The organism is Albibacterium bauzanense (genome assembly GCF_004339765.1).
In the GTDB taxonomy this organism is placed as follows: domain Bacteria; phylum Bacteroidota; class Bacteroidia; order Sphingobacteriales; family Sphingobacteriaceae; genus Albibacterium; species Albibacterium bauzanense.
In genome coordinates this window covers 1-19482 of the sequence record NZ_SMGO01000001.1, presented here as the reverse complement: position 1 = coordinate 19482, position 19482 = coordinate 1, and the positions used below count along the sequence as shown (strand labels likewise).

At 35.1% G+C, this 19482-nt stretch carries 16 protein-coding genes; 9 read left to right on the top strand and 7 right to left on the bottom strand.

The features are described 5' to 3' along the window. Positions 1–88 precede the first annotated feature (88 nt). The 3 genes from C8N28_RS00080 (at position 89) to C8N28_RS00070 (ending at position 2364) form a co-directional block, all read left to right on the top strand. Positions 89–1177: a DUF4407 domain-containing protein gene (locus C8N28_RS00080; protein WP_132222448.1), complete on the top strand. Its 1089-nt coding sequence runs from the start codon at positions 89–91 to the stop codon at positions 1175–1177. A 94-nt stretch (positions 1178–1271) separates the two neighbouring features. Further along, positions 1272–1835: a YeeE/YedE family protein gene (locus C8N28_RS00075; protein WP_132220307.1), complete on the top strand. Its 564-nt coding sequence runs from the start codon at positions 1272–1274 to the stop codon at positions 1833–1835. A gap of 31 nt (positions 1836–1866) precedes the next feature. Beyond that, positions 1867–2364 carry a YeeE/YedE family protein gene (locus C8N28_RS00070; RefSeq protein ID WP_132220305.1) on the top strand — a complete coding sequence of 166 codons (498 nt, stop codon included), beginning with the start codon at positions 1867–1869 and terminating at the stop codon, positions 2362–2364. Between the two features lie 16 nt (positions 2365–2380). Here the strand turns inward: C8N28_RS00070 and C8N28_RS00065 are convergent, their stop codons facing one another. Next, on the bottom strand, positions 2381–3805 hold the full coding sequence (locus tag C8N28_RS00065) for an MATE family efflux transporter (RefSeq protein ID WP_132220303.1): 1425 nt from the start codon (positions 3803–3805) through the stop codon (positions 2381–2383). Between the two features lie 321 nt (positions 3806–4126). On the opposite strand from C8N28_RS00065, the gene C8N28_RS00060 reads away from it, so the two are divergent. The 3 genes from C8N28_RS00060 to C8N28_RS00050 are packed head-to-tail and all read left to right on the top strand — an operon-like array spanning position 4127 to position 7068. After that, positions 4127–5275 carry a tetratricopeptide repeat protein gene (locus tag C8N28_RS00060; RefSeq protein ID WP_132220301.1) on the top strand — a complete coding sequence of 383 codons (1149 nt, stop codon included), beginning with the start codon at positions 4127–4129 and terminating at the stop codon, positions 5273–5275. A 7-nt stretch (positions 5276–5282) separates the two neighbouring features. Beyond that, positions 5283–6587 carry a hypothetical protein gene (locus C8N28_RS00055; protein ID WP_132220299.1) on the top strand — a complete coding sequence of 435 codons (1305 nt, stop codon included), beginning with the start codon at positions 5283–5285 and terminating at the stop codon, positions 6585–6587. Between the two features lie 40 nt (positions 6588–6627). Continuing rightward, entirely contained in the window at positions 6628–7068 is a 441-nt protein-coding gene (locus tag C8N28_RS00050) for an Hsp20/alpha crystallin family protein (protein ID WP_132220297.1), read from the top strand. Positions 7069–7398: 330 nt separating this feature from the next. Here C8N28_RS00050 and C8N28_RS00045 read toward each other — a convergent pair whose 3' ends face one another. Then, on the bottom strand, positions 7399–8352 hold the full coding sequence (locus tag C8N28_RS00045) for a carboxypeptidase-like regulatory domain-containing protein (RefSeq protein ID WP_132220295.1): 954 nt from the start codon (positions 8350–8352) through the stop codon (positions 7399–7401). 258 nt (positions 8353–8610) lie between these two features. On the opposite strand from C8N28_RS00045, the gene C8N28_RS00040 reads away from it, so the two are divergent. Next, the gene (locus C8N28_RS00040) at positions 8611–9255 is read left to right on the top strand and encodes an NAD(P)-dependent oxidoreductase (protein ID WP_132220293.1); all 645 of its coding nucleotides are present in this window, start codon (positions 8611–8613) and stop codon (positions 9253–9255) included. A 72-nt stretch (positions 9256–9327) separates the two neighbouring features. On the opposite strand, the gene C8N28_RS00035 is transcribed toward C8N28_RS00040, so the two are convergent. From C8N28_RS00035 to C8N28_RS00025, 3 genes are all read right to left on the bottom strand, one after another. Beyond that, entirely contained in the window at positions 9328–9663 is a 336-nt protein-coding gene (locus tag C8N28_RS00035; protein ID WP_132220291.1) for a hypothetical protein, read from the bottom strand. Positions 9664–9784: 121 nt separating this feature from the next. After that, positions 9785–10822 carry a DUF4097 family beta strand repeat-containing protein gene (locus C8N28_RS00030; protein ID WP_132220289.1) on the bottom strand — a complete coding sequence of 346 codons (1038 nt, stop codon included), beginning with the start codon at positions 10820–10822 and terminating at the stop codon, positions 9785–9787. A gap of 137 nt (positions 10823–10959) precedes the next feature. Continuing rightward, positions 10960–13419 (bottom strand): DUF5686 and carboxypeptidase regulatory-like domain-containing protein, encoded by a 2460-nt coding sequence (locus C8N28_RS00025; RefSeq protein WP_132220287.1) that lies wholly within the window; start codon positions 13417–13419, stop codon positions 10960–10962. 173 nt (positions 13420–13592) lie between these two features. Between C8N28_RS00025 and C8N28_RS00020 the strand changes: the two genes are divergently transcribed. Then, positions 13593–14939 (top strand): sigma-54-dependent transcriptional regulator, encoded by a 1347-nt coding sequence (locus C8N28_RS00020; protein ID WP_132220285.1) that lies wholly within the window; start codon positions 13593–13595, stop codon positions 14937–14939. Further along, the gene (locus C8N28_RS00015) at positions 14939–16258 is read left to right on the top strand and encodes a sensor histidine kinase (protein WP_132220283.1); all 1320 of its coding nucleotides are present in this window, start codon (positions 14939–14941) and stop codon (positions 16256–16258) included. Before C8N28_RS00020 ends, C8N28_RS00015 begins: the two co-directional genes overlap by 1 nt. A gap of 24 nt (positions 16259–16282) precedes the next feature. Here the strand turns inward: C8N28_RS00015 and C8N28_RS00010 are convergent, their stop codons facing one another. Beyond that, entirely contained in the window at positions 16283–16951 is a 669-nt protein-coding gene (locus C8N28_RS00010; RefSeq protein WP_132220281.1) for an ABC transporter ATP-binding protein, read from the bottom strand. Between the two features lie 48 nt (positions 16952–16999). Next, the gene (locus tag C8N28_RS00005) at positions 17000–19363 is read right to left on the bottom strand and encodes an ABC transporter permease (protein WP_132220279.1); all 2364 of its coding nucleotides are present in this window, start codon (positions 19361–19363) and stop codon (positions 17000–17002) included. Between the last annotated feature and the right edge of the window lie 119 nt (positions 19364–19482).

Here is a 19482-nt window from a genome sequence, read left to right as displayed (position 1 = left end):
TCAAAAATGATTAATAATTAAACATATAATTCTAAATAGTTGTAACAAACTGTCATTCAATCTATCCAACATATATTATTCAGATATGATGAAACAGATTACCAATTTCTTTTGGTTTTGCAGCGGTGTGCACCAAGAAACTCTGGAGAAATATCCGGCTGAACACAACAAATACGTTGGTATTGGCGCAACTATCTTCTTCACTGCGCTCTTTGCTACTCTCTCAGGAGGATATGCTATGTATTTTGTGTTTAGCGGAGGGAAATTAGCAATCCTATATTCCCTTTTGTTTGGTCTGATCTGGGGATTAGCCATCTTCAATATGGATCGCTATATCGTATCCAGCATTAACAAAAACAACTCCGGATGGAAGCAATTCCTGCAAGCCACCCCACGAATATTGCTAGCTATACTTATCGGTATAGTCATTTCTCGGCCTTTAGAGCTTAAAATATTCGATAAGGAAATCCGCGAACAATTAAAGGTTACTTACCTTGACAGACAGCGGGCCAATATTGATACGTTGAATATAGCCTTTAACAATAAATACGGCATTGAACTGGGAAAACTAAACGAATTAAAAGCTGAACGTGATTCTGTTGAGTCAACTATTAAAAGCGACCGGCTAAAACTAAACTTAGAAACTTTTGGAGATAAGACACCTGAAACATCCGGAATCATCGGTTATGGCCCTTATGCCAAACGCAGACAGGCTGATCTTGACGAACAAGAACAATACTTAGATACCTTGCGTGCTACCATTCAGCGGCAGGAAGCCTTTATACAGCAGCGTAAACAATTTGATGGACTATTAGACGAGAAGCTATTAACAGGAACGCAACTTGATAGTGTCGTTAACGTAGCCGGCTTTGCCAACCGAAATGAAGCCTTAGGCGACTTAAAATACAATGCAGATGGAAGTGAAAATACGACCAATTATTGGGCAATCACGTTCATTATGCTCTTATTTATATTTTTTGAGTGCCTGCCCGTATTTGTAAAATTGATGAGCGCGCGCGATGCATATGACATAGATATTCAGCATATACAGTCGGTAGATGCTCATCGGTCAATAAAGAATCGCGATGCTGAAATAGAAATAATTGATGGCGTACATGATACCCGGGTTCAAAGCGGTATTGAAAAATCCAAAGAAGAATACTTAAAGCCATATTAATCCTTAAGATTACATACTTCTTACCATCCTTTTAGCAGACTACTTGTTTGTTTAGTATCTTTATGCATTCATAATTATTTAACAATAATGTGTTATGATCGAGTTTATTAAACAACCTTGGCCCTGGTATATTGGAGGCCCTTTAATCGGCTTAACTGTTCCGGCACTTTTATTATTAGGGAATAAACACTTTGGCATCTCTTCCAATTTACGCCATGCCTGTGCCATCTGTTTTCCTGCTAAGATCCCATTCTTTAACTACGATTACAAAAAAGAGATCTGGAATCTTTTCTTTGTATTGGGGATCTTTATAGGTGGAATCATTTCTGCATCCTTCTTATTAAACGACAGTCCGATACAAGTAGACCAAAACCTCGTAAATAGCTTAGCAGTTTACGGAATTACAGACTATTCAAGCATGCTACCACCAGATATCTACAACTGGGAATTCTTATTCAGCCTTCGAGGACTGATTATGATGATAGGTGGCGGCTTCTTGGTTGGTTTCGGAACACGTTATGCAGGAGGTTGTACAAGCGGCCATTCTATTATGGGTCTCAGCACCTTGCAATGGCCATCTTTGGTAGCAACGATATTTTTCATGATTGGAGGAATAATTATGTCAAACCTTCTCCTTCCTCTCATCTTAGCATTATAAATCAGGTTTATATTTAATAAATTCTACAAAAATGGCAACAGAAATAGACAATACTGATTTTGAAATACATTCATTAGATGAAACATACATCAATGAACCTCAAGCAAAACACAAGTGGTATTATAACATAAAATACTTATTAGTTGGCTCTCTATTTGGTATTGTTTTCGTTAAATCAGAAGTAGTTAGCTGGTTCCGCATTCAGGAAATGTTCCGCTTTCAATCCTTCCATATGTATGGTGTTATTGGCTCGGCAGTAATTGTTGGAGCAATCTCCGTATGGTTAATAAAAAAATACAAGATCAAAACATTCTCTGGTGAACCCATTACCTTCAGCACCAAGAAATTCAATAAAGGACAAATATATGGAGGACTAATCTTTGGATTAGGCTGGGGATTAACCGGCGCCTGTCCAGGTCCATTGTTTGCACAAATAGGAATGGGAGCCCTCGTTGTAATCGTCATCTTACTAAGCGCGATCGCCGGAACTTGGGTGTACGGTAAATACCGAGACAGCTTATCCCATTAACCTTAAATTGTGAAATTTATACCTTAATGGTTTTCCACCTTCCTTTTTTGAAGAGGATAAAACCGGTGATTGAAATTGCAATTTCTGCGATGGGTATTGCCCAAAAAACCCCTGTGTAATCCAGCCCTAGATGTTTTGCCAGAAAATAGGCTAAAGGTATTTGAAACAACCAGAAACCACCTAAGTTTATCCACGTTGGTGTCCAGGTATCACCCGCTCCGTTAAATGAATTAATAAGTACCATCCCCATTCCATAGAAAATATAACCTGTACTCATAATGTAAATAGCTTGAATAGCTATTCTTCTAACTTCCAGATCATTTGTAAAAAATGAAGCAAAAGTTGGTGCAAATGCAAATGAGATTAACATAATCACAAACATATAGATCATATTATATTTTGCAGTTTTCAAAACTGATTCTTCAGCTCTATCCAACCTGCCTGCCCCCATATTCTGACCCACCAAAGTAGCCGCAGCATTACTTAAACCCCATGCAGGAAGCATAAAAAACATCATTAAACGTAAGGCTGTCTGATAACCGGCCGAACCTTCATCCCCACCAGTAGTAGCTACCAATTCAGCTAAGAAGATCCAACTACAAGAAGCGATTATAAACTGCAATACCGCCGGAGCCGCTACTTTTGCGATATCTTTAATCTGATTGAAATGAGGAATCAAATACGACCATTTAACCTTCAATATTCCTTTTCCATTTGTTAAATGATAAATCTGGTAAATTACCCCGGTCGACCTTCCTATCGTTGTAGCAATAGCAGCACCCGTTAAGCCAAATGCAGGTATCGGACCAAAGCCATTAATGAAGATCGGACAACAAATTATATTAATGACATTGGCTATCCACAGGCTTTTCATAGCTATAGCTGCATTACCGGCACCTCTAAAAATACCATTGATTAAAAATAGCAACATAATGATAAAACTCCCACCCATCATGATTTTCATAAAAGGAGTTCCATAAATAGCAGCACTTTCGGTGGCACCCATAAGCATCAACAGATCAGTTGCATATATAAATCCAACAGTACCAATAACTGCATTGAAAGCGAAAGCTATCAAAACTGACTGCATACCCGCACGTGCAGCAGCTTCCGGTTTCTTTTCTCCAATTCGTCTGGCTACAATTGCCGTGGCAGCCATGCTAATTCCTATAGCCAGGGAATAAACGATGGTAAGCATAGATTCTGTTAAACCAACAGCTTGAATGGCATAGCTACTTTCTTCAAGATGACCTACAAAGTAAAGATCAACCAAAGCAAAAACAGACTCCATGAGCATTTCCAGCATCATGGGTATAGCCAATAAGATAACAGCACGACGAATGCTACCTTGTGTAAAATCCAGTTCTTCTCCCCGAAAAGACTGTTTGATCAAAGAAATAAAGTCAATAATCCGATGACGTATAATAATCGTACGAGACATAAAAAGTAAGCTAATAAAGATTGAGAAAAAACTATGGCAAAGGCCCTAGCACAAAAGTTAAATTAATAGGAGGTTGCCCAAAATAAATATTCAAAAATGAATATCTGAATTCTTAGACTATGAATATTTTGGCAGCAATTAACTTCATAATTTCTAGGTTTTAGAAAACCAAAAGTAGAAAATTATTTTTAATCCACAATAATTTTTTCAATTCAATCACCCTACCCCGTCCTGCATTACAAAACACCTCATTAAAACTAAATACATAGTTTAATAACTAAATAAATAGTTTATCTTTGTTTATAAAAAGATATAATCATTATGAAAATTCTATCTCTATTACTACTACTAAATTTTACAGTCTTCTTTAATATCAATGCACAAGACCCAACTCCTGACAATAAAAAGATACTCCTCTTATACGAAACCCAACAATTCGCTGAGGCTTCAAAATATTTAAGCCAATTTTATACTGAATCCAGCACTGATATTCAATTAATAAACAGCATTGCTTATTCTTATAGAATGGCGGGAGATTTCCAACAGGCGTCTATCTACTACAATAAACTTTATATATTAGACACCTTAAATACTACTGCTTTAACCAATTTAGCCTACATTAATAATCAACGAGGGCTGTATAAAACTTCTATGGATTTATATAAAAAACTATTAAGTATCGATAGCACAAATATCGGGGCTTATACCGCTTTAGCAAATCTATCCAGAAGAGAAAAAGATATCATTAGCGCTTTCAATTATTTACACAAAGCAAATACATTGCAGCCTACCAACAGTAATATTGCCTATGAGTTTGTTCAACTATGTTTAGAACTTAATCAAAGCGACAAAGCTGATAGTGTTTTAACTATTGCTTTAGAGGGCGATCCTGAAAATGCCAACCTTTTACATTCAAAAGCTAAAGTATCGGAAGAACAAAAGAAATATAAAGAAGTAATAGAACTTTCTAAAAAACTAATCGACCTTGGAGAAGATTCACAACCGATATGGTCTTTAATGGCCCGCGCCTATTTCAAATTAGATGATTTCGAATCAGCAATGCAAGTCTATACTGATGCGACGCTGTTATACGAAACTTGGGGAGAAATGGATTATTACTACATGGCTATGTCTTGTAAAGCTTTAAAACGTTTTGATGAAGGCTTAGAATTCATGGAAAAGACCCTTAAAGAAGCTATCTCACCCAATACAGGCTTCTATTTTGCCAGAAAGGCCGATTTGTTAGTAGACTTAAATAAACCCAGTGCAGCCGCAGCCGATTATATAAGAAGTTTTCAGTATGAAGAATCAACAATCAATTACTTTAGTCTGGCCGTTCTATACGACTTTAATTTACAGAATAAGGCTAATGCTCTCAAATACTATACTTTATACCTGAACAAAAAGCCGCCTACCCAAGAGCAAAGCTATATAGAATACGCTCAAGAAAGAATTAAGGCATTGAAATAGCATAACCATGAAACTATATTTAATAATACTTTTATCTCTACTAATAGGTTGCTCGCCTAAAATAAACAAGGATCCTGAAGCAAGCGATCAGAACCAAAAATGGAATTCAATCTTAGATCTGTTTAACAGTTATAATAAATCAAATCAATTTTATAGTATATCAAAGGCTCTTGAAAGCTATCCAACCAACAATACAGATGAAGCTTGGCTTAAGCTTCAATTACGATTAACAGTTACATCTTATTTAAGAAATAATAAAGAATACGACGAACTGCTTAACGAATATGAATCAAGAGTAGCAACAAACGATACCATCTTAAATACCATACATAAAAACGTCGTTTCAGATTCTCTGGCAATTAATAAAATAGTAGAAAGTGCGAAGGACCATCAAGTCGTCATGCTGAATGAAAATCATTTTTATCCCAGTCACCGTATTCTAGCCACAGACCTGTTAGTAAAGTTAAGAGCTATCGGCTACACATATTTAGCATTAGAAACCTTAGCCGAAACACAAGATAGTTTACTAAACCTTGAAGGTGCGTACCCAACGTTAGAAACAGGCTATTACACTCGAGAGCAAAATTACGGCAATTTACTTCGCCAGGCTAAAAAGCTCGGATACAAATTCGTGGCTTATGAAAACATAGACAAAACGAAAGATCGGGAAATAGGTGAAGCTGAAAATCTATTTAATAAAACCATTGCGATTGACCCTGATGCAAAGGTCTTTGTTATAGCAGGCATTAGTCACATCCTTGAAGAGCCAACATCCGATGGGAAGAAATGGATGGCTACCGTCTTTAAAGAAAAATACGGTATAGATCCCTTGACCATCAGCCAAACCCAATTAAGTATCTATAGAAAGACCTTACCTGGAAAATATAACCTAGTCGAGAAGAGCAACTTTAACGACCATGGCTTAAACTCCGTCGACTTTCATATATTAAACAACATGGAATATCCCTCCTATTGGGATTCGACATTTAACTATAAAAACAAATACAAAGAGAACGTACAGATTGCTCTCTTCTACAGCAGTGAACTCAAAACAGATTCAGATTTTCAAAAAGCCATCCCCTACTTCACGGCACTTATAGAAAAAGAAGAAAATGTTACTTTACCATTTAACAAAGACGACGAGATTTATTTAGTAGTTTATGACGAGAAAGGTAAAGTGGTGGAGGATCAAACGATCAATGAAAATCGATCAATGAACTATGCAAATCTACAATCTCAATATCCTAGAATTTTAAAAAATAATAAACGATTTCTTATACTCATTGTTAAAACGATAAAGGTTCGATTGTAACCCAGAATCATTTTTTATTAAAACATAAGGAGGTACAATTATGAGTAATATTCAAAGAAGGGATCAGCGCGCATTATACGATCCTTGGAAAGATTTTTTTGATGTAGGAAATATTTTCGCACCAGATGTAGTTCGCCGTTCACAAAACAGCATGCCTGCAGTAAACATATCAGAAGACGATAAATGCTATTGTGTTGATATCGTTGCACCCGGTTTCAAAAAAGACGACTTCAAAATAAACGTTGAAGATGATATGTTAACGATCAGCGGTGAAGCTAAAAATGAATCAACGGAAGAGGATGAGAATAAACAATATAGTCGGCGGGAGTATAGCCATAGTTCTTTCACGCGATCTTTTAGATTACCAGAAAATGCAAAGGATAATGACATTTCAGCAAATTTCACAGATGGCATCTTAAAACTCAATATTCCGAAAAGCGAACAACAAGTTAAAGCTACCAAAGAAATCAAAATTGAGTAATGACATACGCAAGAAGCCGCTCTGTAAGAACAGAGCGGCTTCTTGCGTAAAGACCAATAAAAACCTCAGTGAACTTTCTTTTACTTCTCTGAAAACTTTTACAATATTTCCTCTATTATATATGCGTTAAAACAGCCTAAAAAACGCAGACTCAACGGAGTGATAACCCGTGCACTACCCGAGAACGTAAAGCAAGTATTACGCATGTATATAACAAGTCCTTAAAAAACTCGCTAATTTTTATCTTTATTCAGAATCTCGATTACTCTATTATTAAATATTTCGGGGCTTTTAACAGGCGCCTAATAACCACATTCTTGCCAATAAGCTTTAGTAAAGAACTGCATTTATATCAAGACTGTCCTTTTCTTCGACTTGCACATCTCCCTTTTTAATAACAGATGCTTCGAGCTTTAACATAAGGTTTGACGTATTTAACTTCTCCCAGGCAGATTGGCTCTTTAAACGATAAAAGCTAGACTTTAAAGGATTTGGTGCTGAAGGAATAAAAAACACGGTTTTCACCGAATCTTTATGAACATAATCTATATCTAACATCTCTATACCCACTGCAATCTCTTTATATCCTTGTAAACGAATGTTATATTTTCTCAGATCAATGGTTCGTGGTTCTACCATACCGATCTTCCGAATGGTATCTGGATGAATATCAAACACCACATCTTTTTCTATTATACGAGCATCAGGCATTCCTTCTTTAACATCGTATATATTCATCCGGAACTTAATATTCTCAACATTCTTAAACCATCCTGCATTTAATACCAACTCTCTAAGAAAGATATCTTTATCGACCTTTAAAATCATTGCCTGTTCCCTGCCCTTCTCATCACTTTCTTTTGGAATGGCTTTATAAAGACTGGGTGCTAAGATAAGCATAGCGCTGCTCTTTCCATAAGTTTTAATGGAAGGGGATTTGATACTAATCGTTACTGCCGATAGTAAATTAGGATCTGGAGAGAGAATTACCTGATTATTTGCAGTAGCGAGGCTTTTAAGTTCTACTGCTAAACGATTATAACCTACGGCAGTGAAGATTACTGAATCTGTTTGAGAAATTACCTTTGAGTCATAAAGCAGTTGAAAATTACCCGAACTATCGGCTACCGTTCCATAGGATGAGGTTTTAATTCCGATAGAAACAAATGGTATCCCTACTTTATTATTCTGATTTATTACGCTGCCACTAACATTTACGGATTGGGCTATTACTGATAAAGGAAACAAGTATGTGATAAAAACAATGCAATAAAGATATTTCATAATTTGTGTAAGATGATTTATAAAGGGTTGAATATGGTTTAAAAACTCAACGAAATTAATAATCAAATACAATGTTGCTTTATTTTTAACTTAATTTAACTCATTCGGATTAATTTCATACATTGGCGTCATTAAAATCTCTTTATAAATATTGATTCACTCTTTTACAGAAGCTATAACAGCTTTTGTAAGCATCGTTCTATCTATCAGATGGATACGACACAATACATTAGTGACTTATTATTTTATAAAGAAAAAATGAAAAATACAATAAAGATTGCCATTATAGGCGGAACAGGAAAATCCGGACGATATCTTGTTAAACAATTATTACATCAAGGAATTCCTTTCAAAATCCTTGTCAGAAATCCGACTAACTTTCAGATCAAAGACCCATTAATTGAAGTTGTTAACGGTGATGTAAAGAATTACGAAGATGTGTATTCTTTAATTAATGGCTGCAGTGCGGTTATTAGTACTCTTGGCCTGGGATTACCTGCAAGTGAAACTTCTATATTTAGTAAAGCGAGCACAAACATTATCCGTGCAATGAATGAATGTAATGTGAAGCGGTATATTGTAATTACAGGATTAAATGTGGATACTTCTTTTGATAAGAAAGGACCAGCGACAATGTTTGGAACCAATTGGATGAAAACTAACTATCCAAAGTCCACTGCTGATAAACAATTGGAATATGATATATTATTGAGAAGCAATATTAATTGGACTTTAGTTAGACTTCCGCTAATTGAGTTAACGGATGAGAGAAACGAAGTTAATGTTAGCTTAGAAGATTGTATAGGTGATAAAATAAGCGCTACTGATTTAGCACATTTTCTTATTGAGCAAGTACATGATAAAGCTTTTATTAACCAATCGCCTTTCATAGCGAACCCTTAATAATAAAAGAGCCGCAATATTATTGCGGCTCTTTTATTATTATCTTACTGGTTAAGCGAATGAGTCATTAATTTACCGATCATTAGGTTTATCCTTTAACTGAGCACTGGTAACGAAAACCTTCTTTCCTTCTTTATCAATATAATAATATTTGGAGTGCTCATCGATGTAAATAGTTTGCCCAGCTGGGCCAACTTTATCTTTATACACCTGATCAGTAACTTCTGCATAACCTTTCGATGCTATTTCGGCTGTTTTATTAGCAACCGTATCTGCAACATCTTTAATATCCTCTTTTAATTCTTTCGTGTCTTCTTTTAATGTTGAAGTATCTCTTTGTTGGGCATAGCTATTTCCATAGAAACCAACTGCCGCCACACAGATCATAATTTTTAATAACTTTTTCATAGCATTTGATTTTTTTAATTAACAATGAACCATTCATATAACATGCTATTTTTTAATAAAGTTTTAAAAATCAATTATTATAACCTGTAATCTACCTCCTCTTTAATTTTCTCTTTCGTTATTATCTGATTGTTAGATTAACATTACCAGCACTGGTTGATGCTTGCACGTTAGCTCCTCCTCCATTAATACTGCCGTTTAACTTTCCTTTGTTGTTACTGCCTTGAAAATTCGCCAATCCATCAACATTTACATTAAAACCTTTTAAATCCAGGTTTGCACCTGTATTTGATGGCAATGTTAAGTTTACATTTCCAGCTGATGTTGATAAGCGAACATCTCCTGGCAATTCATTCAATACAGCGGTTAAGCTTCCGCCAGAGGTTGAAGCATTTACTGAGCATGTAAGACTTTCCAGATCAATGCTTCCTCCTGAGGTTCTAGCTGTTAAAGATCCGTTTACTGAATGTCCTTCGATACTTCCTCCGCTGGTTGACACATCGATATCTCCGTTTAATCCTTGCATTTTAATGGAACCACCTGAAGTGCTCAAATTGATAGTACCCATACTGTTATAGGCCTGGATACTTCCCCCACTTGTTCTTCCAGTAATATTTCCATCCATATTTTCAATGTCTAAGCTACCTCCGCTGGTTTTAAAATTTTGCCTTCCTGCTAGATTAGCTAATCTAATACTTCCGCCGCTTGTTGACAGATCCGTTGTTACTTTATTTCCTGTCCGGACCTTAAATGAAACACTCAATCCATTCCTCCAATTCAGATTATTTCTTCGTTTGGCATAAGCTTCCAATGTGCCACCTCTTTGTTCTATCCTTATTTCATAATCGCGATCAAGGATCTCTTGTATTTCACCTTGTGATAAGTTACGATTATTATTAGGCTTAACATACATCTCAATTACAGCTTCCTGGCTTGCATCACCTGCCACATCAATTGAGCCTCCTGAAGTTGACACCTTTAAATCTTGAATAGAAGATACCGGATATGTGTTCTTTGTTATCAAGATAGCGTCGCCACTACCGACATCTCCACCATTACTGGCTTCAGCGATTCGATCGGCTATTGATCCAATCATACAGGAACTAGCAAGGAGTACACAAATTCCAGCTAAGATTGTGAGTTTAGTAAAAAGTTTCATAGGTTTATTTATTAATAATAAATGTAACATTTATATAACATATCAAATATACTTGACTTATGTAAAATATTAAAACACTATTAGTTAGGTGTACTTATATAGTCGGTAAATCAATGGATTTTATCGGTAAACACTATCTAAAAAAGCTTTATTCCCACTCTGATTGTATTGGTTTTATTCAATATTGACTGATCACTTATTGAGTGTGCATAGATCACTCTCAATATTTTCCATTGAAAACCCAAATGCAATTCTCCGTATTGTTTTAATTCAGGTGTATATAGATAATGTAAGCCGACAATTTCCTCTAACTTCAACTTTCTTAAAAGGGGAACTTTGCTAGTCAATATCCCTGACATATTGTACTCTGTATGCGCTTCAATATACTTAGTTTTTGTGCTGTAATGATAATAATCCAGGTTTAGGAATGTGTTTAATTTTTGGTCAACAAATGGGAGTTGGTTTCCATTGAAATGCCTGAAATCAGGGTAAAATAACTTCTTATTATTTAAAAACTTTCCGGCATATACAGCATATGAAATGCTACCATACATCCCTAAACTCGCACCGCTTTTATAAATACTGGCAGCAAGCAGATTATAATTTACATCAGAGCCCAAAGCATTATGCAATCCTTGTGTATAACGCAAGCTAAGAAGCGGGTACTTAGATGGTAAGTATCTTTTCCCTGAAGGATAGCTCTCATAGCGATTAGAGAAGTTATAACTGACTCCTACATTAAACTTTGTTGCGCTATTATCCTCAAAAAGGGGCACATCCATATTGGGATTAAAGGGATTATTAGAAGTTAAATTATTTTTATCAGCGAAGGTATAGTTTGTGGAATTTGATAATGAATGTCTGTTCGCCCATTCAAAACCTGCATCAACATTTACATTCCCAGGAAGCGTGTATCTCCATTGTGCAGAAGCAAAGGTTTTCTCATAAAGTTTCTGATAGTTTTCGCCCATAAACAAGGTAGATACTGTATTAAAAAGTACAGGCAATGATCCCCGATCATTGAGATCTACTACATCCGATCCTCCCGATAGATAGAAAGTATGGTTCTTAACAGGTATTACAGCTATTAGATTGGCATTGAGGTGCTCGTTTTTAAAACCATATCGAATATAACCGCTTAAGGTTAAGTATTTATTGAGCGTACTATCAATTTGTTTAGAATATACAAGATTGTAATTTGTAGCTAGTCCTTCAACACTATTAAATAAGAGAGATCTGAGTGGAGATCCCAGGCGGAAGGTTTCCTTTTTGTATCGATTTCTGTAATTATAACCATTTACGAGGAAGCTAATTGGCTTAAATCGATTATTTTTTCGATCCAGCGAGTCAAGATAAGCCTTTGAATTATTGCGTCTTTGAATGCTATCTTTAAAAACATAGTCTTTACTTTCTTCTTCTGTTAAAGGAACAGGCCTAACAGCTGCCCAATAATCAGCTTCTTTCTCATTTACATCTTTTCCAATACGGAGCACTTCTTTAAATGCTTTTTTATCAAAATCGTTTACTAATTCATAGTTCTGATAGACTGCTGTAAAATACCCACTTACTTGAAAACCAAGCAGTCCAACCATAAAGTCTAATTGAACATTTGACGGTAGCCAAACATCTTGATCAATCGGTATAAAGAGTTGCTTGACATTTAATGAATCGATAAAATTGATATTAGTTTCTTTGTCTAATACAAGGTTTACACTGTGAATCCTCCAAGCATCTTCAACAATATAGATATCGCCCCTATAAAGAGGTTCTGCCTTCCGCTTAGGTATCACCCTGATTTTATTGATGATCAAACCATTCTCTTCAGAGGATCCTAAATATTTATATTGATAATAAGCAAGAGCATTATCTGCAATTGGTGAAACAAAAGGTCTAGTGCTTAATCCCTCAATAATTTGTTGATAGTTCTCGTAAAAATTTAACTGTAAGTCTGAAGTTCTATTAAAACTGAAGGCTTGATTGTTACCAGAGACCTTAGAACTGATCATTTCTTCTTTAAAGTCTTTTGGAGGGCTGACAGATATCTTGGATTCTGATTCTGACAAATAAATAATTCCTGTTCTATTTGAATCAAGCCCCATATCTTGACTAAGCTCATCTATATTAACACCAAGAAATTTCTTGGGAGCTTTTAACATTCGCTGTAAGCCTTTAATATAAACATTAGCGGTATAGGGACTGGATTGTTCGAGATAATATGGTCGCTTCTTAATAGCTTCTCGGATAATAGCATATGCTGGGTCTTCCCTATTATTACCGATAATCACTTCTTGTAATGTATAAGTCTCCTCTTCAAGTTGAATAATAATAGAGTCGCTCTTTGAAAATACTATACTGACTGTCTTAGGCTTAAAACCAATTGCTGTTGCAATAATTTGATGCTCGCCTAAAGGTAAGGAGAGTTTAAAAACTCCTTCACTATTTGCAGAAGTACCTATATTGGTATTTACCTTAAAAATGCTTGCAAAGGGAATTAATCTTCCACGCTGGTCTGTTATCACACCGGAAAGCTGATTATTTTGAGCTTTTACTAAACTGAAAGAAAAAAGTATTAATAATATAAGTAAGTTTTGTTTCATAGGCTAAATATCAGACTAATCTACAGCACTTTAAGTTAAATTTTGTTAATTATATAGTGCAAAAACGGACAGTCTGGTGTCCGATATCGAACAATTGTTTTGTATTTAAATATTCAGGCGATTGGTTTATAAGTGATTAACAAGAATGGTATATTTGTGGTTAATCTTAACCAATGATCCAAGCACGTATTCTTATAATCGATGATGATCCGGATGTACTTACTGCACTTCGTCTTCTGCTAAAGAAAGAAGTTGTGGAAGTAATCATTGAAAAAAATCCAGAGAAGATACCTGCAATCTTATCTTCTGAAAGTATTGATCTGGTTTTGCTGGATATGAATTTCAAAAGCACCATTAATAGTGGAAACGAAGGTTTATACTGGCTTAGCAGAATTAAAGAACTAAAGAAAGATATACTGGTAGTGATGATAACAGCTTATGGAGCTATTGATCTGGCTGTGCAAAGTTTAAAACAAGGAGCTGAAGATTTTATTGTAAAACCGTGGCTCAATGATTCTTTAATTGAAACAGTTAAAGGATTACTCTCACGTAAAGAAAACAAGGATCTTAAGCCAAAGAACACTCAGATGGCACTAGCCGATGTTATTGGCGAATCTGATATTATGAAGGCTGTATTTTATAAATTGGGTAAAATAGCACCTACCGATGCCAATATTTTAATACTTGGAGAAAATGGGACAGGAAAGGATTTAATTGCTACAGCGATCCATAAACAGTCGAACAGAGCTAAACAGGCTTTTGTAAAAGTTGATGTTGGTGCGCTTACAGATAGTTTATTTGAAAGCGAACTCTTTGGACATAAAAAGGGAGCTTTTACGGATGCGAGAGAGGATCGTGAAGGAAGATTTGAATCAGCCAACAAAGGCACATTATTTTTGGATGAGATTGGAAATATATCATTACAGCAACAAGCAAAACTATTAACAGTATTGCAGAATCGGCAAGTTACAAGGTTAGGAAACAATCAACCAGTTGATGTAGATATCCGATTGGTATGTGCAACCAATATCCCCCTTCGCGAATTAGCTAACGAAAGCCGTTTCCGGAAAGACTTAATTTACAGGATTAACACAGTGGAAATTCAAGTACCTCCTTTACGTGACCGTGGAGACGATATTTTATTACTTGCGGAGCATTTTATAAAAAGATATGCTGACAAGTACATGAAAGTCATTTCAGATATTGATAAAAAGGCAAGAAAAAAATTGCTGGAATATCATTATCCCGGAAATGTTCGCGAGCTTCAATATAGCATTGAACGTGCTGTAATCATGTCTGAAAATTCCGTACTTTCTAGTGAAGATATCATCTTCTCTCCTATTGAAAACGCGCAGGCTCAATTATCTTCAGAAAAGAATGCGCACAATTTAATTGAATTAGAAAGAAACACCATTATTAAAGTAATTGAGAAGCATAACGGTAATATTTCTAAGGCTGCCAAGGAATTAGGTATTACACGTACTGCTCTTTATAGACGCCTTAGCAAATATAATATCTGATGAAAAAATTTCGTCGGCTTATCTTCTTCAGAGCATTCATGCTGTTTCTAGGACTTATCCTTTTAGCCTATCTTCTTTTTAAGGGTAATTATTTTTATGCTTTGTTACTACTTCCCTTATGTATTTTGCTATTGTGGTTTACTATTCGTTCACAAATAAGAACTTATCAGGAATTACAAGAATTTGCAGAAGCTGCTAAATACCGTGACTTTACAAGACAATTTGCCTTAGATCGGGCAAGTATAGAGATTCACCCTTTACGAGTTGCTTTTAACAACATCAATGATGTTTTCAAAAAGATAAGTAGTGAGCGTGAAGTTCAATATCAATATCTTCAAAAGATTCTGGAACTGGTAGATACAGCGATTATCTCATATGAAGAAGAAAGCGGGAAAATTATGTGGATCAATGAATCCTTTAAGGCGTTATTTGCAATTCCATATTTCTCAACTATCCACGCACTTGAAAAGAAAAACAAAGGGCTTTATCATCAAATTATTGAATCAGTACCTGGAGATAATGGTTTATTTACATTTGACACAGAACAAGGCTCTATGAAGTTACAGCTTCATATCAGTAACTTTCAGACTGCCGAAGGGAAGTATCGATTAATTGCTTTACAGAATATAAACGCTGCCTTAGATGAAACAGAATCAAAAGCGTGGCAAAAGTTATTAAGCGTATTAACACATGAAATAATGAACTCAATTGCGCCGATTTCTTCCTTAGCTGATACCATAAAAAACCGACTAGAAGGATTACCCTATGTAGAAGAATTGGATGATATTCGTTTAGGAACTGAAACTATTAAGCGCCGCAGCGAAGGCTTATTAAAGTTTGCAGGTACCTACCGCACCTTAAATAAAATAACTCAATTAGATTTAACTTCTATCAAAGCTGCTGATCTATTCGAGAATCTCTATCTTCTTTTAGAACCTACTTTAATCAAAAAAGAGATAGAATTAGATATTATTTTAAAAGACCCTTCTATTGAATTATCTGTTGATATAAATTTAATAGAACAAGTGTTAATCAATCTTTTACTGAATGCTATTGAGGCTGTAAAAAATGTTGACAATCCTTATATACGTTTACAAGCGTTGCTCATAAATGGAAGGGCTCAAATTAAAGTAAGCGATAATGGCAAGGGTATGCCACAGCATATTATGGATAATATCTTTACTCCTTTCTTTACAACTCGTAAAACAGGAAGCGGTGTTGGGCTAACTCTAAGCAAACAGATCATGCTTTTACATAAAGGGAATATTCTTGCTAATTCAGAAGAAGGAAAAGGCAGTACTTTTACTTTACAGTTTTAAAATACTGCCTTCGTTGATTTATAATTAGTTTTGTTGAATTTGTCCGTCTAATAATTCTATAATCCTATCCCCATAAGCAGCATTCTTCTCAGAATGTGTTACCTGAATAATCGTTACTCCTTCCTCTTCGTTTAACTTCTTAAAAAGCTGCATAATTTCATCGCCTTGCTTTGAATTTAAATTACCAGTAGGCTCATCAGCCAATAAAACTTTAGGTTTTCCGGCCAAGGCACGCGCTATACCAACAATTTGTTGTTGTCCGCCAGATAGCTGATTTGGAAACAGGTCTTTTTTACCAACAATGCCAAATCGATCGAGCATATCAGCAACGACTGCTTTCCGTTCGCTTGACTTCATGTTTTTGTAAATCAATGGTGTTTCAATATTCTCAGCAACTGTCAATTCATCAATTAAATGATAAGCCTGGAATACAAAACCCATGTGTTGCTTATAAATTTCTGAACGTTTCTTTTCTTTTAACTTCAATACATTCTCATTTTGAAAACTGTAAGCTCCTTCATTGGGTTCATCCAATAACCCGATGATATGTAACAAGGTAGATTTACCCGATCCTGACGGTCCCATTATTGAAACAAATTCACCTTCTTTAATAGAAATATTAACGTCTTTCAATACAAATGCACGGCTACCACCCACATTGTACCACTTAAATATATTGTTTAGTTTAATCATGTTAAAATATTGATTATTAAGTATAATTAACTGTAAGTTAAAAGTGATTTATTCTTCATACAACACATCTACAGGGTTAAGATAGGTAGCTTTTACAGCCTGTATGCTTACCGTTATAAATGCAATCAGCAAAGACAAGACAGCTCCTAATGCAAAAAACCACCATTGAATATCAACTCTATAAGCAAAGTCCTGAAGCCATCTGTTAGCTAACCACCAAGCTATTGGAGTTGAAATCAATATCGATAAACAGATAATTCTCAGAAATGGCTTATTTAGTAAGAATAGAATTTCTTGAGAAGATGCTCCTAAAACTTTTCGTATTCCTACCTCCTTCTGCCTTATACTAATGCTGTATGCAGCCATATTAAATAAACCCATTAAGGCTACTAGAATTATAAGGATCGTAAAGCCAGTAAAAGCACGTTGTAACTGTTCTTGTTTGGCATATAAGGTTGCGTATTTCTGATTTACGAATTCATATATGAAATAATCACCGTCCAACTTATTGATAGATTTCCATTGGGTGGCCAGCGCGGCCAAAGTAGCTTGCATATTACCTGAAGAGATTTTAGCCAGGATCTCAACTTTAGGGATTTGACAGTTATTATTAATACTGTATATCGTTGGATTTATTAATTCTTCAAAGCCCAGTGTTTTACTATCCTTAATAACACCAATAACCTTGAACTCTGTATTACATCCACGTATTATGGTTCCAATAGGATCTTTTAACCCTAATTCCTTTACTGCAGCTTCATTAAGAACTGCAGCATTTATTGTATCAGTAGGAAATTCTTGTGAGAAAGCCCTACCTGCCAGCACTTTCATACCCATTGTTTCAAAGTACTCGAAATCAACGCCTATATGATCGAATTTAAACATTCTATCAAGGTATTGAAAATCGTATGCTTTAGGTAAATGACCTCCAGGTACTGTTGTAGCTACTGTAACACTTTCAACGCCAGGAATAGCTTTCATCCTATTTCTAAATGTAATAAAGTCAGTAGCCTTGTTTAAAATTGCCTGATTTTTAATATAAACTACCTGATCAACATTAAAACCACGATCAGCAGTCTCAATAAAATCCATTTGTTTATGAATCACAATCATTACACTTATGAAGCCGAATGCTATCACAAATTGAAATACTAGTAATAAATTACGAAAATATTGAGTCCGATGAGAATTCTGATATCTTCCTTTTATAATCTTGATAGACTCACTTTGAGATAAAATAAAGGCTGGATACAGACCTGAAACTACCGAAGTTAATATAACTGCTATAAACAACTGAAAAAGAACTGATTCATTAAACCCAAAGGCAGAGAGATCATATTGAAAGTTCTTGACCAAGATATTAATCGTTATACTAACTATAAATACTGCAATACCGGCTGCAATAAAACATTGGACAAATACTTCACTGAAAAATTGAATAATAAGCTTAGAACGAGTTACACCAAATATCTTTTTCATTCCAATCTCCTTTGCTCGTTTCTGAGCAAGAACAAGCATTAAATTGGCAAAGTTAATTCCGGCTAATAATAAAATAATTACTGATAAGGCTCCTAATGCAATTACAATCTTATAACCTGTAGAAGAACCGTGCGTAGGTCTTAAATGTAAGTTTTTTAGAGGATCAAGATAAATGCTGCTCTTCGCTATCGATGAATTGATATTCTCTGTTTTCTTGGAAATTGAATTTGTGAAAATATCATTAATATGAGCTGTTAACTCATCTATATTTGTACCAGCTTTTACCTGTATAAAAGTTTGCACACTTTCATTATTGGGTAAGTCAGCACCAAGTTCTTTTACAAAGGCAATGCATTCAAATTCAATATTAGATAAGCCAGGTGCAGGAGCAGTAGCTCCGCTAAGTTGTAATGGAAAACCACTGTCCTTGCTTCCCATAACAACCCATTCATCTTGAATATTACTGGTGTTTGGAAACAACTTTTGAGCAACATCCGGCCTAAAGAAAACAGCTTGTCCACTTATACTATCTAAATCAAACCCAGGAGTTTTAATACCAAACATTTCAGCAAAAGAAACATCAGCTCCTATCCAGTGTTTAATAAAAAACACATCCTCATCTGAACTAAATGGAATTTCATAAGGGAAACTATTGACTCTCGCCATTTTTACAACTTCCGGTAATTGTGCTTTTATTGCTGGTCCTAATGAAACGGATGTTAAGTCTGTTGTCTTTCCTTGATTTGTTAAACCAACTAAATAAATGTCTTTATAATGGGGGTTCCATGAATCATAACTTTGCTCATGATTAATATATAAAGAAGCTAACACGAAACCAGCAAAACCTAAAGCTAAGCCTATAATATTTACAATTGTAAAGACCTTAGTTCGAAGTAAAAACCGCCAAGCTATTTTAAAATTATAAAAAATCATATCGATTATTTATCTTAAACATCCATTTATTTTAGTTAAAAGTAATAGGCTTTCCTAAATAGTAGTCGATTACCTTGGTTCTGAATATCAGGTTGTATCTCGCCTGGATAAAATCAAAT

Bases quoted from the DNA above. Each gene is read 5' to 3' on its own strand.
- C8N28_RS00045 (WP_132220295.1), bottom strand. From the start codon at position 8,352: ATGAAATATCTTTATTGCATTGTTTTTATCACATACTTGTTTCCTTTA.
- C8N28_RS00030 (WP_132220289.1), bottom strand. From the start codon at position 10,822: ATGAAACTTTTTACTAAACTCACAATCTTAGCTGGAATTTGTGTACTC.
- C8N28_RS00040 (WP_132220293.1), top strand. From the start codon at position 8,611: ATGAAAAATACAATAAAGATTGCCATTATAGGCGGAACAGGAAAATCC.
- C8N28_RS00020 (WP_132220285.1), top strand. From the start codon at position 13,593: ATGATCCAAGCACGTATTCTTATAATCGATGATGATCCGGATGTACTT.
- C8N28_RS00050 (WP_132220297.1), top strand. From the start codon at position 6,628: ATGAGTAATATTCAAAGAAGGGATCAGCGCGCATTATACGATCCTTGG.
- C8N28_RS00010 (WP_132220281.1), bottom strand. From the start codon at position 16,951: ATGATTAAACTAAACAATATATTTAAGTGGTACAATGTGGGTGGTAGC.
- C8N28_RS00055 (WP_132220299.1), top strand. From the start codon at position 5,283: ATGAAACTATATTTAATAATACTTTTATCTCTACTAATAGGTTGCTCG.
- C8N28_RS00060 (WP_132220301.1), top strand. From the start codon at position 4,127: ATGAAAATTCTATCTCTATTACTACTACTAAATTTTACAGTCTTCTTT.
- C8N28_RS00005 (WP_132220279.1), bottom strand. From the start codon at position 19,363: ATGATTTTTTATAATTTTAAAATAGCTTGGCGGTTTTTACTTCGAACT.
- C8N28_RS00070 (WP_132220305.1), top strand. From the start codon at position 1,867: ATGGCAACAGAAATAGACAATACTGATTTTGAAATACATTCATTAGAT.
- C8N28_RS00080 (WP_132222448.1), top strand. From the start codon at position 89: ATGAAACAGATTACCAATTTCTTTTGGTTTTGCAGCGGTGTGCACCAA.
- C8N28_RS00025 (WP_132220287.1), bottom strand. From the start codon at position 13,419: ATGAAACAAAACTTACTTATATTATTAATACTTTTTTCTTTCAGTTTA.
- C8N28_RS00035 (WP_132220291.1), bottom strand. From the start codon at position 9,663: ATGAAAAAGTTATTAAAAATTATGATCTGTGTGGCGGCAGTTGGTTTC.
- C8N28_RS00015 (WP_132220283.1), top strand. From the start codon at position 14,939: ATGAAAAAATTTCGTCGGCTTATCTTCTTCAGAGCATTCATGCTGTTT.
- C8N28_RS00075 (WP_132220307.1), top strand. From the start codon at position 1,272: ATGATCGAGTTTATTAAACAACCTTGGCCCTGGTATATTGGAGGCCCT.
- C8N28_RS00065 (WP_132220303.1), bottom strand. From the start codon at position 3,805: ATGTCTCGTACGATTATTATACGTCATCGGATTATTGACTTTATTTCT.